Below are 22935 nucleotides of genomic sequence, written 5' to 3' on the forward strand. Positions count from 1 at the left end.
AGGCCGCCGGTTAGGCCTTGGGTCTAGAAGTGCGCCTTGAACTGGAGGCCGTAGGTACGCGGCGTTCCGGGAGTCAGCGAGTCGTAACCCAGCGACGGGAAGACGCTGGTGTAGTGACGGACATACTCTTCGTTGGTTGCGTTGCTGACGAAGGCCGTCAGATCGACGTTGGAGTTATAGACGTTGTTCCATTGCAGGCTCATGTTCACCAGCTCGTAGCCGGGGATCACCTGCAGCGGCGTGTAGTCGTCCGCCGAGCTGTAGGAGGCGGTCTTGTAGTAGGTGACCGCAAAGCGTGCATCGCCGGCCTCGGACGGGATCGGCAGGAAGACCGTTCCTGTGATGCTGGCGATGTTCTTGGGCGCGCGGGCCAGAGGCAGACCGGACAGGTCGCGGCCCTGGTACTCGAACTTGTCGAAGCTGGCGTCGAGGTAGGAGTAGAAGCCCGACAGTTCGAACCATTCGTTGGGGCGGATATTGCCCTCGAATTCCAGACCCTTGATCGTCGCCTCGGCGGCGTTGACGATGAAGGACACGGTCGGCACGACGGTCAGGTCGGTGACGTAGCGCTGGATGTCCGTGTAGTTCGATTGGAAGATCGCGATATTGGTCCGGGCGGTGGCGCCGCCGAAGGTCCAGTCCCGCTTCAGACCCAGCTCGACGTCATCGACCAACTCGGGCTGGAAGGGACGGCGCAGACCCTCTTCGGTCGCCGCACGGGCCGAGAAACCGCCCGAGCGATAGCCGCGGCGCGTCGCGGCATAGATCAGGGTCTGGTCGTCGACCTTATAGTCCAGCGAGAAGTTGTAGGTCAGCTGATCGAAGCTCTCCGACAGTTTCAAGCTACAGCCGGCCAGACCCGGATTGACCTCTGGCGTGGTCGGGTCGTTGTCGGTGTCCAGCGTAAAGCGGCAGGTGGTCGCGGTGTGGTTGCGGATTTCCGCTTCACGGTCGTCCCATGTCTGACGCAGGCCGGCGGTGACGGACAGGCCGTCGATCCAGGAACTCAGGTCATAGGTGCCTTGAGCGAAGATGGCCTGGCTGGTGTTCTGGCCCAGCTGGTTGTTGTTCACCCAGCCGGTGAAGCCATAGACGGTGTCGGGTTCGAGCAGGCCGGGGTCGACGCCGCCCGAAACGCTGATGCCCTCGTCCTCGCCCTTCTCGCGGAAGTAATACAGGCCGGCGATCCAGTTCAGGTTGCCCGTCTGGCCCAGGATCTGGAACTCTTCGGTGAACTGCTTGAAGCTGTCGATCCGCTCGATCGGCAGCATCGGGATCTCCATCCCGTCGGCGTCTTCCAGGATGTGGGAGTCCACGGTCCGGTAGCCGATGATGTTCTTGATCTGGATGTCGTCGTTCAGATTCCAGGTCGTGGTGTTGGCGAAGTCCTCGGTGTCGACCTTGGTGAACATCGGCATGCCGCTGGCGGTGCGATAGATGCCGCGGGCCTGTTGCTCGGCCAGCATCTGCTCCAGCGTCTTGCCGTAGTTGCGAGCGGCGCGGGCGGCGTCGCCGTTGAACACGCCGTTCGGATTGACGGTGTTGAGGAAACCGCCGGAACCGCCGTCGTTCTCGGAGAAGCGGTTGTAGCTGAACACCGTGCGGATATCGGCCGACACGTCGATCCCCAGCGTCACGCGGGCGCTCCAGGTGTCGGTGTAGTTGATGTTCCGCTTCAGGATTTCATCGTACAGGAAGCCGTCGTCCGTATTGGCGCCGGCTGCGACGCGCAGCTGGACCCGGTCGCCGAGCGGCAGGTTGACCATGGCCTCGACGTTGCGGGTGTCGAGATTGCCGACCGTGGCGCCGACCGAGGCTTCGTAGTTGCGGCTGGGCTGGTTGGGGCGAATGACGATGGCGCCGCCGGTGGAGTTGCGGCCGAACAGGGTGCCTTGCGGTCCCTTCAGCACTTCGACGGCCTGGATGTCGATCAGGCTCTGGTTCACGCCCTGGGGGCGGGCGGCGACGATGTCGCCGAAGTAGACCCCGACCGAGCTGTCGTTCAGGATGACGGATTCCTGCTGGCTTTGGCCGCGGATGCCGAAGGCCGGGAAGGCGCGTCCGCCACCGCCGGTGCCGGGCACCGAAATCAGGTTGGGGACCTTGGTCGTCAGGTCGTCGACGTTGTTGACGCCTTCACGCGCCAGCTGTTCGCCGGACAGGGCGGTGACGGCGACCGGCACGTCCTGCAGCCGCTCTTCGCGACGACGGGCGGTGACGACGACGTCGCCTACGGTCGCAGCCTGCTCGCCGGCGGGTGTCGCATCCTGCATCGCCAGGACGGGCGTGGGGGCGAGGAACACGCCGGCCATCAAGGCTGCGCGGAATGGCTTCGAAACTCTCATCTGCACTCTTCTCCCTGTTCACGCGCGTAGCCCATTTTTGTCGGGCGTCCGAGCCGGTCGCCGTTTATTCGGCGTTGTTTTGATCCTGATCGCCCACCCCTGAATTGGAAGAGGTGTCGACAACGCATCGCGGGCGCGATGAGCGTGGCTGTGCGGCTTTCCAGCTCAAGAGTCGTGTTGCGCTAGGAATTCCAGCAAACGCCGGCTGACAAGAGCTTGACGACGCATGGGTTTCCATCCGCCCGGAGACGGTAGGAATGCCTATTGTGTCGCCACTTCGTCCCTCAGCGCGGTCTCGGCGGCGATGGCGCCGAAGGCCAGGGCTTCGCCCAGATTGGAGCCCGGCGAGGGATAGAGCAGACCGATCGGTCCCCCCAGTTCGCCGGCCCCGAACAGACCCGCGATGGGCCTTCCAAAACTGTCGACGATGCGCGCCTGTGCATCACGACGAGGCCCGCCATTGGTCGTCGCGCCGCCGGGATAGACCGGCACGCAGTAGAAGGGGCCTTCGCTGATCGGCGCCAGGGATGCGGCTGGTCGCCCATAGGCGTCCACGCCGGTCTCGCAGGCGGCGTTGTAGGCGGCCACGCTCGCGGCGGCGCCGGCCGGATCGGCCACGCCGGCCGCCCGCGCCGCCTCCTCGACCGTCGCAGCCTCCTTGATCCAGCCCAGGTCGATCTCGGCGCGGTTGTCCTGGCTCCAGGCGTAATAGCCGATGCTGCCGTGCGCGATGGGCCGGGCCTGCAAGCGTTTGCTGTCGAAGATCCAGTAGGAGGGGATGCGCGGAAACTCGAGCCGATCCGCGTCATAGGTCAGTAGCTCGAAGTAGAAATTCGCCTTCGAAACGGCCTGCAGATACTCGTTGGCGAACCGCTGGCCGTACTTATCGACGATGACGTATCCGGGCGGGTTCAGCGATACGCCGAAGGTTGTCTCGGTCCCGTCGCGGTGACGGAAATGGGCCACCGCGCGGCCGATCATCTGGTTCATGTGCCACAGGTCAGCCCCGACCGCCTGGGCCATGCGGATGCCGTCGCCGGTATTGGCCTTGGAGCCGTAGAAATAGATCGGATAGGCCTTCAGGTAGTTCAGGATCATGTCCTGATCCTGCTCGAATCCGCCACAGGCCAGCACCACGCCGCGCCGGGCGTTGATTGCCACCGGGGCGCCGCCGCTGTCGCAGTCGACACCGGTTACGCGACCGTTCTCGGTCCGCAGCCGCTGCGCCGCATGGTCGTAGTAGACGGTGATATTGGGCTCGGCCCGCAGCGCATCCAGCAACTGGTCGTGCAGCATCTCGCCGTTGCCGAACGGCAGCTTGCCCTTGAACGCCAGTTCGCCTGGCGGCGGCAGTTCGATCTCGACCGAGGCCGGATCGACGCCGCGGGGCAGGGGCGCCAGAACCTCGATCGTGGGGAACCCGTCCAGACCGGGATGCCAGCCGCCCGCCATGACGACGGTCTCGATGCCGACGCCGCGCAGCCAGTCGCCGACAGCGACCGCGCGTTCGGACCAGGTCCGGTTTATGTCGGTGGGAATCATGCCGCCAGAACAGGCGTCGAGGTAGCGTGTGCAGGCGTCCACGTCAGTCGCAGCCATGATCAGGCCGCCCGACATTCGCGTGCTTGACAGGTGGTTGTCCGCCGACTGCTTCTCGATCACCGCCACGGTCGCACCCTGTCGAGCGGCGGTAATGGCGGCGGCGATGCCCGCTGCGCCCAGTCCGACGACCGCAAGGTCCACATTGATAGTCATAGCTTACTCCACGGGCCGTCCCACGACCATGCAAAGCAGGCCTCGCGGACCATGTCCAAGCCGCGGCCGAACCGACCGCAAACGCGATGAGTTGTTGAGACTTGGAAAGGTGGAGCAGCCCGAGACCTTAGTGCGAGAATCTGTCGCCGACCTCAGAAGCTGTCGTCGGTGATGGCTTTGGCCAGGCCCCTTCCCGAGGGGGCGGTCGTGAGCCAATGCTTGGTCTCGGACGGTTCGAACTCGAAGCAGAAGCGGCAGGGGATGATCTTGCCGGCGTGGAGGGGGCCTTAGAAGGAGTTTAAGCGCGACGGGTCGCGATGACGCCCTGGGCGCTGCGGGGCTGTGTGCGGTTTTGCCGGCGTCCGGAAACGCCTAGCGGGCGGCTTCGGACGGACCTGCTCCCGGAGCCTGGCCTGGCAACTGCTGCGCCTGGGCCGCCTGATAGGCCTCGCGGACGCCCTGACGCGGCTGGTCGGCGCCCAGTTGGGCGATCTGGGCGCTCCAGACATCGGAGAGTTGCTGCACGGTGGAGGTGACCCAGCCGGGCGCCTGCTGGCGAGACCAGTTCTGGATCGAGACTGCGTTGAAAATCAGCAGGAAGACGGTCGTCACCATGATGGCGCGGCTGGTCCAGCGGCGGTCGCGGGCGGCCACGGCCTCGTCGTCCGGCCAGGGTTCGGGCGGGAAGGCGAAACGGCTGAGGGCCACGAGGCGGTTCTGTCTCTGGCTCTCGTGGGCGAAGGACAGGTCGTGGGCGTCGGCGGCCTGGTTCCAATCGCTGGACGGATCAGCGGGATCGGTCAGCTGCGCCGCCTGGTCGCCGTCCAGCGGAGGAAAGGGCGAAGGGCCGATAGCCGCCGGGAACGGGGCGACGGCGGCCTCGTGGGGATCGTCAGGATGGTCGCTCATGCCGGCTCCTCCCTCAGAACTGGAAATAGATGAAGGGGGCGACACCGTCCGGCCGCACCGCCTCGACCAGAAGAATACAGATACCGATCAGGACGCCCAGGGTCACTGACGGCGCGGTCTTGAGCCGTTCAGCCATACCCTCGACCGCCCGCGGCGGCAGCCAGTGCATCGCCAGGCCGCCGACGATCAGCACGGTCAGGAACGGCGTGACCAGGCTGGCCGCCTGGAACCGGCCCAGGCCCTGAAGCACCGCCATGGCCATGCCGAAGGTCTCGGCGCGGAACAGGATCCAGCCCAGGCAGACGACGTGGAAGGTAATCAGGACGCCGAGCCAGGTCGGTATCACTCCGCGCTCGACGGCCACGTCGTCGGCGCTCAAGTCGCCCGAAGGGCGGTAGCGCCCAAGGAATGCACGACCCAGTCGCTCGGCCACCTGGGCGCTGCCGTGCAGAGCGCCCCAGGCGATGAAGGTCCAGGCCGCGCCGTGCCACAGCCCGCCCAGCAGCATGGTGATCATGACGTTGATGCAGGACGAGACCAGACCTTTGCGCCCGCCCCCCAGCGGCACATAGAGATAGTCCCTCAGCCAACTGGACAGGCTGATATGCCAGCGCCGCCAGAAGCTCTGCATCGAACTGGCGCGATAGGGCTGGTCGAAGTTGCGCGGGAAGGAATAGCCCAGCAGGGCGGCGATGCCGATGGCCATGTCGGAATAGGCCGAGAAGTCGCAATAGATCTGGACCGCATAGCCATAGACGGCGGCGATCAGGTCCAGCGTCCCATAGGCGGACGGGTCGAAGAAGACCGGATCGACCAGCCGCACCGACAGCTCGGACGCGATCACCGTCTTCTTGAACAGGCCCCAGGCGATCAGCAGCATGCCATGGGTGGCCATGGCGCGGGTCAGGCGGGGCACGCGGTCGAACTGGGGCAGCAGGTCCGAGGCCCGCACGATGGGGCCCGCGACCAGATGCGGGAAGAAGCTCATCAACAGCATGACGTCGAGCAGGCTCTTGGCCGGCGGCGTCTTCCTGCGATGGACGTCGACCAGATAGCTGATGCCCTGGAAGGTGAAGAAACTGATGCCCACCGGCAGGACGATCTGCAGCAGGGGCAGATCCCGCTCCCACCCGAACCGGCTGACCAGGTCCAGGGCCTGTTCGACGAAGAAGCCATAGTATTTGAACAGGCCAAGGATCAGCAGATTGGCCGTGACGCCCAGGCCGACCAGCCATTTGCGGCGACCCCTGGCCTTGCGATCCGCGTCCTCGGGATCGTGCGCCTGCGACCGGGCGATCAGGGCGGCGACGCCCCAGTTCAGCACCGCCGAGCCGATCAGCAGGCCGACGAAGCGCCAGTCCCACTGGGCGTAGAAGAACCAGCTGGCCAGCAGCAGGAAGAGCTTGCGCCGCCCGTTCTCGCGATCCAGCGACCAGGCGGTGAAATAGACGAACAGGAAGAAGACGCCGAAGGCCAGGGTCGGGAACAGCATCTAGCGGTCGCCCCCCGGCGATCCCGCAGCATACCAGGCCCGGCCTGCGGTCATCAGGTCGTCGTAGAGCATGCCGCCGATCCAGTCGGCGCCGGCCGGGGTGAAATGGACATGGTCGGGGCGCATGAAGGGGTCAGGCCCCAGATCGCCCGGGATCGCCAGCCGGTATGCCGAACACTCGCCGCCCATCCGTCCCCACCAGTCCCAGAACGCGACGTTTGTCTCGCTCGCGACGCGGCGTTGCACATCGCGCACCACCCCCAGGTTGACCGGCGCACGCCAGCGGCGCTCGGGATCGTCGGGACAGGCGCCGACACCGTCGCCGCGCAGGGCCTCGGGCGCGCCCAGGATCAGGATGGCGGCGCCCGGCGCCAGTCTGCGCATCCGTGCGATCTCGGAGCGCAGCAGGCGGCCATAGGCGCCGGGCTCGAAATCGTCGTCGAACCCCTCGTTGGCGCCATAGGCCAGGATGATCAGATCGACGGGCGCCGCCTCGGGCGGGGGGACGCGCTGGCGCAGGTCGCTCAGCGTCGCTCCGACCACGCCGATGGGTTCGATGCGGACGTCGCGTTCGGGAAAGCGGGCGCGCAGTCGCATTTCCAGCGCGCCGGTGATCAGCCGCCCGGCGGTGTGGCTGTCGCCGAACTGGACGACCCGCACCGTCCCGCCCCAACGCCCGTCCAGCGCCCGGAACAGGGGCGCCAGTGTCTGGGCCTGACACAGGCCGTCCGGGCAGGAATAGCTGGTCGGCGAGGGCAGGGGCGTCCAGGGCCGTTCCTGCGCCCACGCCGTGGCCGCAAACGCCAGGACGATGATCGGCAGCGCCGCCGCGAGCAGGCGTCCTGCGGGCGGCCAGACCCGGCTCACGTCCCGGCGCCGCCTGCGCCCGTCGCCGCATCGGCGGTCTTGCCTGGAGTGGCGATGCCGGCGTCGTGAGTCAGAGTCTGGAACACCGGCTGGGTCAGCCGCATGTAGCCCGCCATCGACATGTGGATCCCGTCGTTGGCCCGCATCAGTTGGCGGCGGCCCGTGGTCTGGGCCGTCAGATAGGCGGCGTAGTCGCCGTCGGCGTCGGAGGTCAGGGCGACGGTGTCGATATAGGGCACGTCCAGCGCCTTCATCCGCGCCGAGACCACCGCGTTGATCAGGGCCATCCGGGCGTCGAACGAGGCCCGTTTCATCTTGGGCAGGCCGACCCAGTAGACGGCGATGTCGCGGCTGCGCAGCATGGCGACCAGGTCGTCGACACGTTTTGCATAGGCGATCTTCCAGCCGTCCGAGCCGAAGGCGTGGACCTCACCGTCGATGCTGATGCCTTGGGCGTCGTTGGTGCCGAACAGGATGACGGCGACGTCCACCGGATGCTCGGCGACCTGGCGCTCGGTCTTGGACTGGATGTCGACATAGTCGTAGCGCGACAGGCCGGTGGAGACCTCGCTGAACTTGGTCACGGTGACGCCAGGCGTCTGGTGCATCTCGCGATAGAGGCCGGTCCACAGGCCGTCGGCCATGGAATCGCCGAACACGCCGATGCGCAGCTGGCCGCGCTGCATCCGGGTGGCCAGGGGGGTGATGACGGGGCCGGTCGGGCGGGGCGCCTCGACTGCGGGCGGCAGGGGCGCGGGCGACGGGGCGGAGGCAGAGGCGTTGGCCGTCGATCCCAGCATCAGGGTCGGGCGTTTCAGCCAGGCGCGGCCGTCCGGCGTCAGCACCAGGCCGATCGCCACGCCGACCAGCAGCGCCGCTGTCAGTGAGTTGATCCCTGCTCGCACGAAACGCCCCCACGCCGGACATCCGGCGCCAACGAATTGTCTTTGTAGCCGATCGTTTCGCCCTCGCCACCGCCTGCGCCTCGTGCGGGAAGAAAAAGGTTAACTGTGGCCTGCACCCGGCTGTGGCGAATAGGGTGTCTCGGCTGGCTGCGAGCCTTGCTCCACGGCGGATCGCACCGTAAGGGATCGTGGATATTCATCACAGAGTGAAAAGGGAGCCGATGCGCAAGATCTTCGACAACGCCGCAGCCGCCCTCGAAGGCGTGACCTTCGACGGCATGACCGTGATGTCCGGGGGCTTTGGCCTGTGCGGCATTCCCGAGAACCTGATCGCCGGGCTGAAGGCCTCGGGCGTCAAGGGGCTGACCGTCATCTCCAACAATGCGGGCGTGGACGGCTTTGGCCTGGGCCAACTGCTGGAGACGCGCCAGATCGCCAAGATGATCTCGTCCTACGTCGGCGAGAACAAGGAGTTCGAGCGCCAGTATCTGGCCGGCGAGCTGCAGCTTGAGTTCAACCCGCAAGGAACGCTGGCCGAGCGCATCCGCGCGGGCGGCGCCGGCATCCCCGCCTTCTTCACCGCCACCGGCGTCGGCACCCTGGTCGCCGAGGGCAAGGAAGTGCGCAACTTCGACGGCCGCGACTATGTCATGGAGACCGGCCTCGTCGCCGATCTGGCCATCGTCAAGGCGTGGAAGGCCGATGAGCGCGGCAATCTGGTGTTCCGCAAGACCGCCCGCAACTTCAACCCGATGATGGCCACAGCCGGCAAGATGACCATCGTCGAGGTCGAGGAAATCGTCCCCGCCGGCTCGCTCGATCCCGACAACATCCATACGCCCGGCGTCTATGTCGACCGCCTGTTCAAGGGCACGTTCGAGAAGCGCATCGAACAACGCACTGTCCGTCAGAGGGAGGCCGTCTGATGCCCCGCACCCGCGAACAACTGGCCGAACGCGCCGCCAAGGAGCTGCAGGACGGCTTCTATGTGAACCTGGGGATCGGCATCCCGACCCTGGTCGCCAACTACATCCCCGAGGGGATGGAGGTCACCCTTCAGTCCGAGAACGGCATGCTGGGCATGGGCCCGTTTCCCTGTGCAGGCGACGAGGACGCCGACCTGATCAACGCCGGCAAGCAGACCATCACCGAGATCGCCGAGAGCGCCTATTTCTCATCGGCCGACAGCTTCGCCATGATCCGTGGCGGCCATATCAACCTGTCGATCCTGGGCGCCATGGAGGTCGCCGAGAACGGCGACATCGCCAACTGGATGATCCCCGGCAAGCTGGTCAAGGGCATGGGCGGCGCCATGGACCTGGTCGCGGGCGTCAAGCGCGTGGTCGTGGTCATGGATCACGCCAACAAGCATGGTGAGTCCAAGGTGCTGAAATCCTGCACCCTGCCGCTGACGGGCACGGGCGTGGTCAGCCGCATCATCACCGACCTGGCCGTGTTCGACGTCAAGCCGGACGGCGCAGGCCTGGAGCTGATCGAACTGGCCGATGGCGTGACCCTGGACGAGGTCGCCGCCAAGACCCAGGCGACCTATACGGTCGCGGCCGGCCTGGCATAGGCGTCCGGCTCAGGTCGCCGATCGGTTGAACCCTCTGGCGCAATCGCGTCAGGCGGGCGAGATTGATCGGATGGCTGGGGCCGAGGGCGCAATGGCAAGCTACCTGCGGATCGGCGGCGCGCCGGCGCCGTCGCCTGCGCGCGTGGCCGATATCCGCGACGCCATCGACCTGTCCGACCCCGCCCTGGCGACGACCTTCGGCGAGAGGGCGCGGGGCGAGGTCGTGACCTTGACCGAACGGCTGCTAGCGGAGACGCGAGCCGGGGACCTGGGCGCGTGCGCGCCGCTGCTGGGCCATATCGAGGAACGGCTGCACGGCCTGAACCCCTCCGCGCTTAGGACGCGACGTGGAATGGCCGGCTGGTTCGACAGCCGCAAGAAGCGGTTGAAGGCCTTTCGCGCCGCATTCACTTCTGCCTCCGCCACCATGGCCGAGACCGCCGGCGCCATCGGTGATCAGGGCGCGGGCGTGACGCGGCGCTCCCGAGCCCTGGAGGTTCTGTGGGCCGAGACGCGCACCGCCATCACCGAGCTGGACGCCTATGTCGTGGCGGGTGTCGAGCGCCTGGGCCATGATGCGTCCCAGGATGCCGACCATCCTCTGACCGGGCGCCTGGCTTCTCTGGTGGTGCTACGCAACACCGCCATCCGGCAACTGCCGCTCGTGCGGATGACCCAGAATGCAGACTGTGAGCTGCCAGACCGGCTGAAGTCATTGGCCGAGGCGGCGTCCACCTGGCGCGCGGCCTGGCGCGAGGGCCTGGGTCTGGATCGCAAACGCCCCAGAAAGATTGTGCCCGATCAGATCGGCCTGATGCGCGACCGCGACGCCTTGATCGCCGTGCTGGAGGGCGTCAGACGCGACCTGTCGGCGGCCGCGACCCGTCGCGCTCAGGCCATGACCCGGATGGAGAAGGTCGCCGAAAGCGTGCGCCGGGCTGCGCCGAAAGCCTGACGACGGGACGGCGATCAGCGCGCCGGCGCTGCCGGTCCGGTCGCCGTGGCGGTCCAGTCGACGATCTGGCTGTTCAGATCGCGTGTGGCGATGTCGAAGGCGGTGACGATGGCTGAAACCCGGTTCTGACCAGAGGGCTGGACGACGGTGAAGGTCCGTTCGTTGACCACCGAACGCTCGGGCAGGATGGTCATGCGGGCACGCACCGTGATGACCGCATCGGGCGCGACGCCCGGCGCGGCGTAGCGGGCCTCGAACGTGGTGACGTCCAGGCTCAGCACCCTCGTCGAAACCCCCGGCTCGCGACGCCCCAGCAACCGCACCTGATCGGGCCGCGAGGCGAAGGCGCTCTCGACCGCATCGTTGAACAGGATCTCGGCCGGCGAGACCCAGCGCGCGCCGGCGATATAGGCGGCCTCGGCGCCGGTCACCCCCAGGATGCGGTCGCCCTTGGACGCCTCCGGGAACTCGACGCGGCGCAGGGCCACGGCGACAGGCTCGGCCATGGTCGAGGCGTTCGTCGCCGCCTCGGGCAGACTGCCGAAGCGATAGAGCTGCACCGGATCGGGCGTGGACAACAGCGAACAGCCGGCCAGGACGACGGCGGCGCCGATGACGGTGGCGGCGGCGGCCTTGCGGAAAGGAGCGATCATGGCTGGACCTCGATTTCCTTGGATGCGGGACGACCGATGAAGTCGCGCGGGCTGGACCGGACGTCGTCGATGAGGCTCTGCAGCGAGTTGGTCGCCTCGTTCAGCTCCTCGATGGTCTGGGTCAGTTGCGGCAAGCCGGTGGTGGCGAAGTCGCCGAGCGGTCGCTCAAGCCCGGCGACGGACCTGTTGATCGAGGCGATGGCCGTCTGTGCGTCCACCGTGGCCTTGTTGATGTTCTCAATCGACTGGCGGGCGTCGCCGTTGATCAGGGCGCGGGCGTCGACACCGAGCAGGCGATACTCTTCGACCGCAGCATTGGCGTTGGTCAGAGCCTGTTCCAGCTGATCGAACATCCCCTTGCGGGCTTCAAGTTCGGTGCTGAGGGATTCGACGTTCTTCACGCTGGTCGAGAAGGAGCGGATGTTGTCGTCGGACAGGACGCGGTTGATGCGGTTCAGGGCGTCGACCGTCTGGGCCAGGACGGTGCCCGAGCCGCTGAGAAGTTCGGCGATGGGCGAGGGCTGGCTTTGGATCACGGGGACGACGTTCTCGGCGTACTGGGTCTTCAGCAGAGCGCTTCCCTGAGTACCCGCCGTGATCTGGATGTAGTTCAGGCCGGTGATGCCCTGCGGCTCCAACTGGGCGCGCGACGTGATGCGGACGGGTGTGGTGCCGTTCAGACGAACCCGGGCGATGACCTGATCACCCTTTTTGGGGTCCAGGTTCAGATCGGTGACCTCACCGACGCGAATGCCGTTGAAATGGACCTCGCCGCCTTCCGAAAGGCCGCGTACGGGGCCGTAGAAGACGATGTCATAGACATCGAAGTCGTTGTTGAACTGCAGCCGGGCCAGCCAGATGGCGAACACCGCCAGCGCCGCCAGAAGGGCGACTGTGGCGATGCCGACGGCGGCGTAGTGTGCGTCTCTTTCCATCTCGTCTCCGCCCTCCTCAGGCGGCGTTCTTGGTGGCGCGTCCGCGCGGGCCGAGGAAATATTCCTTGATCCACGGATGATCGGAACGCTCCAGTTCCTGCACCGGCGCCTTGGCGACGATGCCCTTGTCGGCCAGCACCGCCACCTTGTCGCAGATGGCGTAGAGGCTATCGAGGTCGTGCGTAATCATGAAGACCGTCAGCCCCAGGTCGTCCGACAGGGTCCGGATCAGGTCATCGAAAGCCGCGGCGCCGATGGGGTCCAGGCCCGCCGTCGGCTCATCCAGAAACAGAAGCTCGGGGTCCAGCGCCAGGGCGCGGGCCAGGCCGACCCGCTTGCGCATCCCGCCAGACAGTTCGGATGGCTTCTGGTGATGGGACGCCGGCTTCAGCCCGACCATGGCGATCTTCATCTCGGCCAGCTCGCGGATCGTGTCCTTGGGCAGGCGAGTGTGTTCGACCATGGGGGCGGCGACGTTCTCCAGCACGGTCAGGGACGAGAAGAGGGCCCCCTGCTGGAACAGGGTGCCGGTGCGGCGCTCGATGTCGGCCGATTGTGCGGCGGTCATGTCGGCTGTGTCGTGACCGAAGATGCGGACCGTGCCGCCGTCGGGCTGCTTCAAGCCGATGATGGTGTTCAGCAGCACCGTCTTGCCGGTGCCCGAACCGCCCACAACGCCCAGGACCTCGCCCCGCTCGACGTCAAGATCGAGGCCGTCGTGGATCACCTGTTCGCCGAACTGGCTGCGCAGGTCGCGCACCTCGATCAGAACCTCGCGCTTTTCGGGCTTCTGATCCGAGGTCCCCTGGTCCCGGGCGACTGTCTCCGGCTTGCGGCTCACAGGTTCAGCTCCAGGAAGATCAGTGCGAACACGGCGTCCAGCAGGATGATGGCGAAGATGGCCTGAACCACGGCGGCGGTGACACGTCGGCCCAGGCTTTCGACGTCGCCGGCCACGGCCATGCCCTGGCGGCAGCCGATCGCGGCGATGACGATGGCGAAGACCGGCGCCTTGACCATGCCGACCATCAGATGGGTACTCATCATCGGGTCGTCGGACATCCGCTGGATGAAGAAGGCCGGGCCGTAGGACAGCTGGCTCCAGGTCACCAGCATACCGCCGAACAGACCCGACAGAATGCCGACGAAGGTCAGCAGCGGCATCATGGCCAGCATTGCGGCCAGCCGGGGAATGACCAGGGCCTGGAACGGGTTGACGCCCATCACCTGCATGGCGTCGACCTCCTGGTTCATCCGCATCGAGCCGATCTCGGCGGCGAAGGATGAGGCGGAACGACCGGCCAGAAGAATGGCGGTGATCAGCACGGCCAGCTCGCGCAGAGTCGCCACGGCGACCAGTTGCACGGTGAAGACGCCTGCGCCGAACTGGGTCAGCAGGTTGGCCCCCAGGAAGGCGATGACGGCGCCGATGAAGAAGTTGGTCACGGCGATAATGGGCATGGCGTCCAGCCCGGCCCGTTCCGCCTGGCTGAACCAGGCCGGCCAGCGGATGTCGCCGGGGTGTCTCAGGGCCGAGCCGCTGGCGGTGATCAGGCGACCGAGAAACGCCATCGACAGGATGATTTCGCCCGCGATGTCGTAAACCCCCTGGCCGATCTTGGCGAAGGTGCGGGTGAAGGCGTCGGGGCGTTTGGGCGGATCGGCGCTTTCGCGTTCCAGTTTCTCGACCATCGCATAGATGCGACCAGCCTCCGGGCGGGCCTTCCACGCCGTCTCGGGCAGGTCGGCGTCGGTCGCCTGCAGGATCAGAAGAGCCCCCGCCGTGTCGAACCGGCCCAGGTCGCTGACGTCGACGTCGGTGATCTTGCGGCCAGACAACTGGCTGGTCAGAGCCTGAGCGTCCTGACCCAGGCCGACGGTCGTCCAATCGCCGGTCAGGCGCAGAATCGCGCCTCCGCCACGCGACTCGTCGATCTGAAACCCGGCAACGCTCATCCGATCCCCTTTAGCCGAGCTTGCTCCAAACGCCCATGGCGCCGCTTCGTTCAATCGACGTGCATAAATGTTCAGTCAGCCCATGCAGTTGTCTGTCATGCGGTCGACGAGAACCCGCCCGATCATCGCATATCCACAGGCCTCTTCACAGTCGCCGCATCGGCCCTATAGTCCCCGCTTCTCAAAGGACGGAGCAGACCATGGCCGACGGACAGATCAACGAGAGCGACCTTCTGGCCATGACGGTCGGTATCGTCGCCAACTATGTCGGCGCCAACAAGGTCGATGCGGCCACGGTGCCGTCGCTGATCCAGACCGTCTATGCCAGCCTAGCGGCGACCGGCACGCCCGCAGCCCCGGTCGAAGCCGCCAAGGCCGCGCCCCTGACCGCCGCCCAGGCCCGCAAGCTGATCACGCCCTCGGGCATCCTCAGCCTGATCACCCAGAAGCCATTCAAGTCGATGAAGCGCCACATCGCCACCCACGGCTATTCGCCGGAATCCTATCGCGCCCATTTCGGCCTGCCCGCCGACTTCCCCATGGTCCACCCCGACTATGCCCGCGCCCGCTCCGAGATGGCCAAGTCCATGGGTCTGGGCCAGGGTGGTCGCCAGCCCAAGAAGGCCGCCAAGCCCGCCGCCAAGGGCCGCAAGGGCTGAACGGCTGCGGCGCATGAGCGGCGTCGCATCTTCCATTGGTCTCAGCGCGGCCCAGGCCCGCCGCATCGCCCTGGCGGCCCAGGGCTTTGCGGACGCGCGCCCGGTCGATCCCGCGACCCGCCAGTTCCGGGCTGTGGCGCGGCGTCTGGGCGTGATCCAGATCGACAGCGTCAATGTCGTCAGCCGCACCCATTATCTGCCGGCCTTCTCGCGTCTGGGCGCCTATCCTCGCGACCTGCTGGAGCGTGAGGCCTGGGGGCCAAAGCCCACCTTCTTCGAATATTGGGGTCATGAGGCATCGCTGCTGCCGCTGGAAAGCCAGCCCCTGTTTCGCTGGCGCATGGCCCAGGCCGAGGCGGGGCAGGGCATCTGGGGCGGCATCGCCCGCTTCGCCCGCGAGCGAGGCGACTATATCGAGGGCATCCTGAGCGAGATCGAGCGGCGCGGGCCGGTGGTCGGCGGCGACTTCGCCACGGGGCCGCGCGGGGCGCCTGGCTGGTGGTCCTGGTCGGACGGCAAGCGGGCGCTGGAGTGGCTGTTCTGGACCGGCCATATCACCACAAAGACCCGGCGCGGGTTCGAGCGGGTCTATGACCTGACCCACCGCGCCCTGCCGCGCGCCGTCGTCGATGCGCCCACGCCCAGCCCCGCCGAGGCCCAGCGCGAACTGATCCGCATCTCCGCCCGGGCCATGGGCGTGGCCACCGCCGCCGACCTGCGCGACTATTTCCGCCTGCCCCTGGCCGACGCACGCGCCCGGATCGGCGAACTGGTCGAGGCCGGCGACCTGATCCCCGTGACCGTCGAGGGCTGGGACAAGCCGGCCTTCCTCGATCCCGACGCGCGCCGCCCGCGCCGCATCCAGGCCCGCGCCCTGCTGTCGCCATTCGACAACCTGATCTGGTTTCGCGAGCGGACCGAGCGGCTGTTCGGGGTGCGGGTCCGGCTGGAAATCTACACCCCGGCCCACAAGCGCCAGCACGGCTATTACGTCCTGCCCTTCCTGCAGGGCGAGCGGATAACCGCGCGCGTGGACCTGAAGGCGGACCGCAAGGCGGGAGTGCTGCTGGTCCAGGCGGCCTGGCGCGAACCGGACGCCGACGCCGAAACGGCGGGCGCATTGGCCGACGAGTTGCAACTGATGGCCGGCTGGCTGGGCCTGAACGCGGTCGCGGTGGTCGGCAAGGGCGATCTGGCCGATGCGTTGAAGAGCGGGCTCGCCGCAGCCAACACCTAGCTACTCGCGCCGCATGTTCTCGGCAGGCGGATGGCCTGCTAGGCATGGATATCAGAGATTTCGAGGCAGACTTATGCGCGCACGATCCCTCCACCGCCGTTCCGCCCTGGGTCTCATGGGCGGCGGTCTGCTCGCCGGCAGCGGCCTGAGCGGGCTTCCCGCCTGGGCCACGTCTTCCGGTTCGGCCGGGGTTCCGACCGAGGACTGGGCCGCCCTGGGCGCGGACGTGAAGGCCGAGTTCAAATGGGCCTGGGACCACTATGTCGAAAAGGCCTGGGGCAGGGACGAGATCAATCCGGTGTCCGGCACGTCCCAGTCCTTCTTCATCGAGGGCCATGACCTGGGCCTGTCGCTGGTCGAGGCGCTGGACACCCTGTGGATCATGGAACTGGACGATGAGTTCCAGGCCGGGGTCGACTGGGTCAAGGCCAACCTGAACTTCGACATCGACGGCTACGCCCAGGTGTTCGAGACCAATATCCGACTGGTCGGCGGCCTGTTGTCGGCCCATCTGGCCAGTGGCGATCCGGTGCTGCTGGACAAGGCCAGGGACCTGGCCGACCGGCTGCTGAAGGCGTTCGAGGCTTCGCCGCACGGCCTGCCGTATCGCTATGTGAACCTGCGGACCGGGGCCGTTCGCGATCCCGAGACCAACCTTGCCGAGATCGGCACCTATGCGACAGAGTTCGGCCTGCTGGGGCAACTGACTGGCGACGACCGCTATTACGCCGCGGCCAAGCGGGCGATGAAACACGCGCTGGATATGCGCTCGCCGCTCGGCCTGATGGCCGCCAACATCCATGCCGAGACGGGCCTGTTCACCAGCCGCAACGCCTCGATCGACGTCTATGCGGACAGCTTCTACGAATATCTCTGGGACAGCTGGGAGATGTTCGGCGACACCGAGATGAAGACGGCGGCGCAGGAATGCATGGCCGCCATGGTCGCCCATCAGGGCCACCGCTACGACGGCAAGCTGTGGTTCCCCATGGTGGACTACGAGACCGGCGCCGTGACCAACACGTCCCAGACCGTGCTGGGCGCCTATCTGGCCGGGCTGCTGGGCCAGGTGGGTCTGAAGACCGAGGGCGACGACTTCCTGGCCACCTATACGGCGATGCAGGAGAAATACGTCATCATCCCGGAATCGACCGAGGTGACGACGGGGGTGGCGCGCACGACCCGCACCGGCCTGCGTCCCGAGTTCGCCGACGCCTGTCTGAACCTGTGGCTGGGCGCCCCGTCTGGACAGAGGGACGAACGCTACCGCGCCCTGACCGCCATCCACTATCGCAACATGAAGGTCACCTCGAAGGCCGAGTTCGGCTACACGGCGCTGAAGGACATCACGACCCGCCCGATGACGCAGGGCGACAACTGCCCCGGCTACTGGTGGTCCGAGCAGATGAAATACTACTACCTGATGTTCGCCGACTGCCCACGCGTGGACCTGGATCGGCTGCAACTGAGCACCGAGGCGAATGTGCTCAGGGGGTTTGTGAAGTAGCGCTCACCTCTCCATTCGCGAAGGCGAATGGAGAGGACAGATCGGCGTCTTCGCCGATCAGGAGAGGGCGACTCGACGCCTGACGTGATGCGCGGCATGGTTGCGCTATGCCCTATGGCCTGAGCTATACGCGCGCCAAGGTTTTCCGCCGTCAGATGACGCCGCCGGAAGCGCGTCTGTGGGTTCGGTTGCGCGCCGCGCGGCTGAACGGGGTGAAGTTCCGAAGACAGCATCCGGTCGGGCCCTACATCCTCGACTTCTATTGTGCGTGGGTGAAGCTGGCTGTTGAGGTCGATGGGGCGTCGCATCTCAGCGAGGAACAGGCTGCGCACGACCGACGGCGGACAGCTTGGCTGGCGACGCAGGGTATTCGCGTAATCCGGCTGCGGGCCAGTGACGTTCGCGACGAGATCGGCGGGGTGATGGACTTCATCCTGGCATGTGTGCGGGAGAGGGTTCCAGACGGTTATCACCCGGTCGCCCCCTCCTGACCGCTGCGCGGTCTGTCCTCCCCATTCGCCTTCGCGAATAGGGAGGTGAACGTTCGACGGCATCACCTCTCCATCGCCGGAGGGCGATGGAGAGGACAGGTTGGCGCGAAGCGACGACCAGGAGAGGGCGAAGCTGCGACTACCGTTCGTACCCCGTCATCGAATAGGGGCGCGCCTCGGCCTCGGCGCCCCAGGCCTCGTTCGGCTCGGCGCCCATGACGAACCGCAGTTCGCCGCCCTTGCGGATCTCGTCGTCGCCGATCCAGCTGCGCTCCAGCGGGCGGCCGTTCAGGGACACTGACGCGATATACGGGTGCGCATCCGACAGGCCCTCGGTGACGACGGTGAAGGTCTTGCCGTTGGGCAGGTTCAGCGCCGCGCGCTCCACGAAGGGGCGGCCGATGACATACTGGTTCGAGCCGGGCGTGACCGGATAGAAGCCCAGTCCCGTGAACACCATCCAGGCCGACATCTGGCCCAGGTCGTCGTTGCCCGCCAAGCCGTCGGGCCGGGCGTGATACTGGCTCTCGACGATCTGCTTCAGCCGCGCCTGGGTCCGCCACGGGGCGCCCGCATAGACGTACATATAGGCCGAGTGGTGGCTGGGCTCGTTGCCGTGGATGTATTGGCCGATCAGGCCGGCGATGTCCTCGGCGTGGGAATAGTCGATGGCCGAGTTGTCGAAGTCGAACATGGCGTCCAGCTTGGCCACTGTCGCCGCGTCGCCGCCCATGGCCTGGACAATACCGCCCAGGTCCTGGGGGGCGAACCAGGAATACTGCCAGGCATTGCCCTCAGTGTAGTCGGACCCATAGTTGATGGCGGTGGGATCGAACGGCGTGCGGAACGATCCATCGGCCTTTCTCGCGCGCAGGAAGCCGGTCTCCAGATCGAAGCTGTTCCTCCAGTTCTGCGCCCGCGCCTCGAAGGTGGCGGCGATGTCGGCGTAGCCCAGGTCGCGGGCCATGCGGGCGATGGTCCAGTCGTCATAAGCGTACTCCACCGTCTTTGACGCGGCCTCGGGCTCGCGGTCGATGGGGACGTAGCCCAGGTCCATATAGTCGCCCAGTCCGCCATAGGGCCGATAGGTGGCGCTGGCCGTCATGGCGCGCAGGGCCGCCTCGCCGTCGAAGCCGCGGATGCCCTTCATCCAGGCGTCGGCGATGACCGGAACGGCGTGATAGCCGATCATGGTCCAGGTCTCCTGACCCGCGAACTGCCAGACCGGCAGGATGCCGTAGGGGCTGACCTGCTGCGAGGCGATCAGGGAGTTGATGAAGTCGGCGTTGCGGCTTTCGGGCTGGACCAGGGTCAGCAGCGGATGCTCGGCCCGGAAGGTGTCCCACAGCGAAAAGGTCGAGTGGAAGGTGAAGCCCTCGGCCTGATGCACCGCCTGGTCCGGTCCGCGCCAGCGTCCGTCCACGTCGCCCATGACGCTGGGGGCGATCAGGCTGTGATACAGCGCCGTGTAGAGGGTGGTGCGCATGTCCGCCGGCGCGTCGATGTCGAGCGCGCCCAGGGCCTGTTCCCAGGTGGCGCGGGTCGTGGCGCGCAGGGCGTCGAAATCGAAGGCGCCGCCTTCGCTGTCCAGGTTCCGGATGGCGCCCGCCTCGTCCACGCCGGACAGGGCGACCTTGACGATCAGCGGGCCGTCGATCTGGCCGAAGTCGAACACAGCCTCCAGCGCGCGACCCTCGACCTGGGCGCGGTCTTCGGGCGTGCGGCCGGGCTTGGTGAAGCCGTTGTAGGTGACGTTCTCCTCACGGTTCTGGATGGTGTGGCCGGTCAGGGGCCGAGAGAACCGCATGGCGAAATAGAGCTGGCGACCCGGCGCCCAGCCGCGCGTCTCGCGCATGCCGGTGACCGTGCCATCGGGCGCGATGCGGATGCGCGACCAAGACACCTTGCCCGGGTAGTCATAGATGGAGGCGCGGAAATCGAGCAGCACACGCGCCGGCGCATCGGCCGGGAAGACATAGCGATGCATGCCGACGCGGGTTCCCGCCGTCAGCTCAGCGCGCACGCCGGAATCGGTCAGGTTCACGGCGTAATAGCCGGGCTCGGCCATCTCGGACGCCTTGTCGTAGCGCGAGCGATAGCCCGAGCCGGGCGCGTCCGAACTGCCGGGGTCCAGCTTCACTTCGCCCGAAATCGGCGTGATCAGGACATCGCCCAGGTCCGAGTGGCCGGAGCCAGAGAAATGGGTGTGCGAGAAGCCCAGGATCGTCGGGTCGTCGTAGCGATAGCCCGAGGCCCAGTCATAACCCTCGCGCAACACCTTGTGCTCGGTGTCGGGGCTCAGCTGCACCATGCCGAAGGGTGCGACGGCGCCGGGGAAGGTGTGGCCCTGGCCCGCCGTGCCGATGAAGGGATCGACCGCATCGAAGGGGGAGGTCGCAGGAGCCTGGGCCTGGGCCGAGGTGGCCAGACCGAGGATGATGGCGGTGGCCAGTCCAATACGCTTCATGCCGGGATCTCCACACGACTGCGGCCGCGAACCGCGTCCAGATCGGGAGAATGGCCTGTCCTGCGAAGAACGTCACCTGTCCACAGATGGAACACTCATGACGGGAATTTCATGCAGCCTAAGGTAGTATAGTCTTCACAGGTCGGCGCTAGGTTGGGCGGATCGAATCGGAGCCGCCTGTGCAGCCTGCCTCATCTCTGCCGACCCCGCGCCCTGTCCGCGTGATGGTGGTCGACGACTCCGCCGTGGTGCGCGGCCTGATCGCCCGGTCGCTGGACGAGGACCCCGGGATCACCGTCGTGGCCCGCGCCGAGAACGGCCAGGCGGCCCTGATCCAGATGGACCATGTCGAGATGGATGTCGTCATCCTCGACCTCGAAATGCCGGTGATGGACGGGATGACCGCTCTGCCGCTGATGCTGGCGCGGCGGCCGGGGGTGAAGGTGATCGTCGCCTCGACCCTGACGCTGAGAAACGCGCGGCTCAGTCTGGAGACGCTTCAGGCCGGGGCCACCGACTATGTCTCCAAGCCCGACGGCAGCATGGCCCAGGCGCAGGATTTCCATCGTCATCTGCTGGCCAAGGTCAAGGCCATCGGCGGCGCCGCGAGCCCCGCGCCTGCGATAGCGGCCGCGGCGGTCCGTCCGGCGCCCCGACCCGCTTTCGCCCGCACCGAACGCCCCAGCGTGATCGCCATCGGTGGCTCCACGGGGGCGCCGCCTGTGCTGATCCGCCTGTTCGAGGCCCTGCGCGGCGCCGTCGATCTGCCCATCCTTGTGGCCCAGCACATGCCGGCGATGTTCACCACCCTGTTGGCCGAACAACTGGGTCGGGCTGGCGACCGGCCCTGCGCCGAGGCGACGGACGGCGAGCCCATCCTGCCGGGCCGGGCCTATGTGGCGCCGGGCGGCTGGCACATGACGGCCGAGGGCCGGGGCGACGACCGCGTCCTGCGGCTGGATCAGGAGCCGCCCGAGCATTTCTGTCGGCCCGCCGTCGATCCCCTGTTTCGCAGCGTGGCCCGGACCTATGGCGCGGGCGCCGTGGCGGTGATCCTGACCGGCATGGGGTCGGACGGCGCCCTGGGCTGTCGTGTCATGGCGGAGGCGGGCGGGCGGTTCGTGGTTCAGGACGAAGCCACCAGCGTGGTCTGGGGCATGCCCGGAGCGGCGGCCCGCACCGGGCTTGCCGAGGCGATCCTGCCGATCCCCGAGATCGGCGCCTGGTTGAAGAGGGTGGCTGCATGAGCGCCGATGTCGAGTTCTTTCGCCGGCTGGTGCTGGAGCGGTCGGGCCTCAGCCTGGGCGTGGACAAGGACTATCTGTTGCACAGCCGCCTGACGCCGCTGATGCGCGAGGAGGGGCTGGCCACCATCGACGACGTGTTCAGCCGCATCCGCGCCGACCCGCGCGGCCTGCTGGCGCAGCGCGGGGTGGATGCGATGGCCACGCACGAATCCTTCTTCTTTCGCGACACGACCCCCTTCGATCAGCTGCGCGACGTGCTGCTGCCGGCCTTGGTCGCCCGGTGCGCGGCGACCCGGTCCCTGCGGATCTGGAGTGCGGCCTGTTCCAGCGGCCAGGAGCCCTATTCCATCGCCATGCTGCTGCTGGAAGAGCGGCGGCTGATGCCGGACTGGAAGATCGAGATCGTCGCCACCGATATGTCCGAGCCCATCCTGACCCGCGCGCGGCGGGGTCGCTACAGCGATTTCGAGGCGGCGCGCGGTCTGTCGGAGGCGAGGCGCACACGCTGGATGCGGCGCGAGGGCAGCGAGTGGACGGTGGCTCCCGAGGTGCGCGCCCTGGTCGATTTCCGCGCGCACAATCTGATGGACGGCACGGCGGGCATGGGCCGGTTCGACCTGATCTTCTGTCGCAATGTGCTGATCTATTTCGAGCAGAGCCAGAAGCGCTGGGCGCTGCAACGCCTGGCCGAAGTCCTGGCGCCCGAGGGTGCGCTGGTCATGGGCAGCGCCGAGACGGTGGTCGGGCTGGACAGCGCGTTTGTCCCGGCGATGGGACTGCGCGGGGTGTTCGTTCAGCGCTGAGGATCGGCTCCTGCCGCTCCTGCCGCTCCTGCCGCTCCTGCCGTCATCTTAGGCCTTGTGCCTAGGATCCAGACTCCCGGTGTTGGAGCGAGGCAAGCAAGCGGCGACCCGCAGGCTCGTCTGCAGGTCGCCGCAAGGGTCGGTGTCTCTGGATCCTAGCACAGGGCCTAGGATGA

General features: G+C 67.0%; 20 protein-coding genes. 9 read left to right on the plus strand and 11 right to left on the minus strand.

The features are described 5' to 3' along the window. Window positions 1–23: 23 nt before the first annotated feature. The 6 genes from ACO05L_RS05120 to ACO05L_RS05145 form a co-directional block, all read right to left on the minus strand. Window positions 24–2345: a TonB-dependent receptor gene (locus ACO05L_RS05120; protein ID WP_421731093.1), complete on the minus strand. Its 2322-nt coding sequence runs from the start codon at window positions 2343–2345 to the stop codon at window positions 24–26. 261 nt (window positions 2346–2606) lie between these two features. Then, window positions 2607–4100, minus strand: coding sequence for an FAD-dependent oxidoreductase (locus ACO05L_RS05125; RefSeq protein WP_421731094.1), 1494 nt, complete (start codon window positions 4098–4100; stop codon window positions 2607–2609). A 372-nt stretch (window positions 4101–4472) separates the two neighbouring features. Then, window positions 4473–5009: a hypothetical protein gene (locus tag ACO05L_RS05130; RefSeq protein WP_421731095.1), complete on the minus strand. Its 537-nt coding sequence runs from the start codon at window positions 5007–5009 to the stop codon at window positions 4473–4475. A gap of 13 nt (window positions 5010–5022) precedes the next feature. Further along, the gene (locus ACO05L_RS05135) at window positions 5023–6501 is read right to left on the minus strand and encodes an MBOAT family O-acyltransferase (RefSeq protein ID WP_421731096.1); all 1479 of its coding nucleotides are present in this window, start codon (window positions 6499–6501) and stop codon (window positions 5023–5025) included. Continuing rightward, window positions 6502–7368 carry a GDSL-type esterase/lipase family protein gene (locus ACO05L_RS05140; protein ID WP_421731097.1) on the minus strand — a complete coding sequence of 289 codons (867 nt, stop codon included), beginning with the start codon at window positions 7366–7368 and terminating at the stop codon, window positions 6502–6504. Beyond that, entirely contained in the window at window positions 7365–8273 is a 909-nt protein-coding gene (locus ACO05L_RS05145; protein WP_421731098.1) for a DUF459 domain-containing protein, read from the minus strand. Before ACO05L_RS05145 ends, ACO05L_RS05140 begins: the two co-directional genes overlap by 4 nt. A 221-nt stretch (window positions 8274–8494) precedes the next feature. Here ACO05L_RS05145 and ACO05L_RS05150 point away from each other — a divergent pair, with 221 nt between their 5' ends. From ACO05L_RS05150 to ACO05L_RS05160, 3 genes are all read left to right on the plus strand, one after another. Beyond that, on the plus strand, window positions 8495–9199 hold the full coding sequence (locus ACO05L_RS05150; protein ID WP_421731099.1) for a CoA transferase subunit A: 705 nt from the start codon (window positions 8495–8497) through the stop codon (window positions 9197–9199). Next, complete coding sequence (locus ACO05L_RS05155; protein WP_421731100.1) at window positions 9199–9849, plus strand: 3-oxoacid CoA-transferase subunit B; 651 nt, start codon at window positions 9199–9201, stop codon at window positions 9847–9849. The genes ACO05L_RS05150 and ACO05L_RS05155 overlap by 1 nt, the downstream gene beginning before the upstream one ends. Before the next feature lie 91 nt (window positions 9850–9940). Beyond that, on the plus strand, window positions 9941–10804 hold the full coding sequence (locus tag ACO05L_RS05160) for a toxic anion resistance protein (RefSeq protein WP_421731101.1): 864 nt from the start codon (window positions 9941–9943) through the stop codon (window positions 10802–10804). Window positions 10805–10818: 14 nt separating this feature from the next. On the opposite strand, the gene ACO05L_RS05165 is transcribed toward ACO05L_RS05160, so the two are convergent. The 4 genes from ACO05L_RS05165 to ACO05L_RS05180 form a co-directional block, all read right to left on the minus strand. Continuing rightward, window positions 10819–11457, minus strand: coding sequence for an ABC-type transport auxiliary lipoprotein family protein (locus ACO05L_RS05165; protein ID WP_421731102.1), 639 nt, complete (start codon window positions 11455–11457; stop codon window positions 10819–10821). After that, complete coding sequence (locus ACO05L_RS05170; RefSeq protein ID WP_421731103.1) at window positions 11454–12392, minus strand: MlaD family protein; 939 nt, start codon at window positions 12390–12392, stop codon at window positions 11454–11456. Before ACO05L_RS05170 ends, ACO05L_RS05165 begins: the two co-directional genes overlap by 4 nt. A 16-nt stretch (window positions 12393–12408) precedes the next feature. After that, on the minus strand, window positions 12409–13161 hold the full coding sequence (locus ACO05L_RS05175; RefSeq protein ID WP_421731635.1) for an ABC transporter ATP-binding protein: 753 nt from the start codon (window positions 13159–13161) through the stop codon (window positions 12409–12411). 68 nt (window positions 13162–13229) lie between these two features. Further along, window positions 13230–14348: an MlaE family lipid ABC transporter permease subunit gene (locus ACO05L_RS05180; RefSeq protein WP_421731104.1), complete on the minus strand. Its 1119-nt coding sequence runs from the start codon at window positions 14346–14348 to the stop codon at window positions 13230–13232. Between the two features lie 200 nt (window positions 14349–14548). On the opposite strand from ACO05L_RS05180, the gene ACO05L_RS05185 reads away from it, so the two are divergent. From ACO05L_RS05185 to ACO05L_RS05200, 4 genes are all read left to right on the plus strand, one after another. Then, window positions 14549–15007 carry a MucR family transcriptional regulator gene (locus ACO05L_RS05185; RefSeq protein ID WP_421731105.1) on the plus strand — a complete coding sequence of 153 codons (459 nt, stop codon included), beginning with the start codon at window positions 14549–14551 and terminating at the stop codon, window positions 15005–15007. A gap of 13 nt (window positions 15008–15020) precedes the next feature. Then, window positions 15021–16244, plus strand: a complete 1224-nt coding sequence (locus ACO05L_RS05190) for a winged helix-turn-helix domain-containing protein (RefSeq protein WP_421731106.1) — start codon at window positions 15021–15023, stop codon at window positions 16242–16244. A 73-nt stretch (window positions 16245–16317) separates the two neighbouring features. Then, a complete protein-coding gene (locus ACO05L_RS05195; RefSeq protein ID WP_421731107.1) occupies window positions 16318–17751 on the plus strand; it encodes a glycoside hydrolase family 47 protein in 1434 nt (477 codons plus the stop codon). Between the two features lie 107 nt (window positions 17752–17858). After that, a complete protein-coding gene (locus tag ACO05L_RS05200; RefSeq protein WP_421731108.1) occupies window positions 17859–18242 on the plus strand; it encodes an endonuclease domain-containing protein in 384 nt (127 codons plus the stop codon). A gap of 139 nt (window positions 18243–18381) precedes the next feature. Here the strand turns inward: ACO05L_RS05200 and ACO05L_RS05205 are convergent, their stop codons facing one another. Then, complete coding sequence (locus tag ACO05L_RS05205) at window positions 18382–20709, minus strand: GH92 family glycosyl hydrolase (RefSeq protein WP_421731109.1); 2328 nt, start codon at window positions 20707–20709, stop codon at window positions 18382–18384. 179 nt (window positions 20710–20888) lie between these two features. Between ACO05L_RS05205 and cheB the strand changes: the two genes are divergently transcribed. Then, window positions 20889–21956 carry a chemotaxis-specific protein-glutamate methyltransferase CheB gene (cheB, locus tag ACO05L_RS05210; protein ID WP_421731110.1) on the plus strand — a complete coding sequence of 356 codons (1068 nt, stop codon included), beginning with the start codon at window positions 20889–20891 and terminating at the stop codon, window positions 21954–21956. Beyond that, complete coding sequence (locus ACO05L_RS05215; protein WP_421731111.1) at window positions 21953–22759, plus strand: CheR family methyltransferase; 807 nt, start codon at window positions 21953–21955, stop codon at window positions 22757–22759. Before cheB ends, ACO05L_RS05215 begins: the two co-directional genes overlap by 4 nt. The last annotated feature ends 176 nt before the right edge of the window (window positions 22760–22935 follow it).

This window comes from Brevundimonas sp. (assembly GCF_965227765.1).
GTDB lineage: Bacteria > Pseudomonadota > Alphaproteobacteria > Caulobacterales > Caulobacteraceae > Brevundimonas.

What these genes read in the sequence shown, in the direction of transcription:
- ACO05L_RS05160 (WP_421731101.1), top strand. Translation starts at nt 9,941, where the DNA reads ATGGCAAGCTACCTGCGGATCGGCGGCGCGCCGGCGCCGTCGCCTGCG.
- ACO05L_RS05135 (WP_421731096.1), bottom strand. Translation starts at nt 6,501, where the DNA reads ATGCTGTTCCCGACCCTGGCCTTCGGCGTCTTCTTCCTGTTCGTCTAT.
- ACO05L_RS05180 (WP_421731104.1), bottom strand. Translation starts at nt 14,348, where the DNA reads ATGAGCGTTGCCGGGTTTCAGATCGACGAGTCGCGTGGCGGAGGCGCG.
- ACO05L_RS05215 (WP_421731111.1), top strand. Translation starts at nt 21,953, where the DNA reads ATGAGCGCCGATGTCGAGTTCTTTCGCCGGCTGGTGCTGGAGCGGTCG.
- ACO05L_RS05170 (WP_421731103.1), bottom strand. Translation starts at nt 12,392, where the DNA reads ATGGAAAGAGACGCACACTACGCCGCCGTCGGCATCGCCACAGTCGCC.
- ACO05L_RS05120 (WP_421731093.1), bottom strand. Translation starts at nt 2,345, where the DNA reads ATGAGAGTTTCGAAGCCATTCCGCGCAGCCTTGATGGCCGGCGTGTTC.
- ACO05L_RS05190 (WP_421731106.1), top strand. Translation starts at nt 15,021, where the DNA reads ATGAGCGGCGTCGCATCTTCCATTGGTCTCAGCGCGGCCCAGGCCCGC.
- ACO05L_RS05150 (WP_421731099.1), top strand. Translation starts at nt 8,495, where the DNA reads ATGCGCAAGATCTTCGACAACGCCGCAGCCGCCCTCGAAGGCGTGACC.
- ACO05L_RS05130 (WP_421731095.1), bottom strand. Translation starts at nt 5,009, where the DNA reads ATGAGCGACCATCCTGACGATCCCCACGAGGCCGCCGTCGCCCCGTTC.
- ACO05L_RS05185 (WP_421731105.1), top strand. Translation starts at nt 14,549, where the DNA reads ATGGCCGACGGACAGATCAACGAGAGCGACCTTCTGGCCATGACGGTC.
- ACO05L_RS05155 (WP_421731100.1), top strand. Translation starts at nt 9,199, where the DNA reads ATGCCCCGCACCCGCGAACAACTGGCCGAACGCGCCGCCAAGGAGCTG.
- ACO05L_RS05205 (WP_421731109.1), bottom strand. Translation starts at nt 20,709, where the DNA reads ATGAAGCGTATTGGACTGGCCACCGCCATCATCCTCGGTCTGGCCACC.
- ACO05L_RS05200 (WP_421731108.1), top strand. Translation starts at nt 17,859, where the DNA reads ATGCCCTATGGCCTGAGCTATACGCGCGCCAAGGTTTTCCGCCGTCAG.
- ACO05L_RS05125 (WP_421731094.1), bottom strand. Translation starts at nt 4,100, where the DNA reads ATGACTATCAATGTGGACCTTGCGGTCGTCGGACTGGGCGCAGCGGGC.
- ACO05L_RS05165 (WP_421731102.1), bottom strand. Translation starts at nt 11,457, where the DNA reads ATGATCGCTCCTTTCCGCAAGGCCGCCGCCGCCACCGTCATCGGCGCC.
- ACO05L_RS05195 (WP_421731107.1), top strand. Translation starts at nt 16,318, where the DNA reads ATGCGCGCACGATCCCTCCACCGCCGTTCCGCCCTGGGTCTCATGGGC.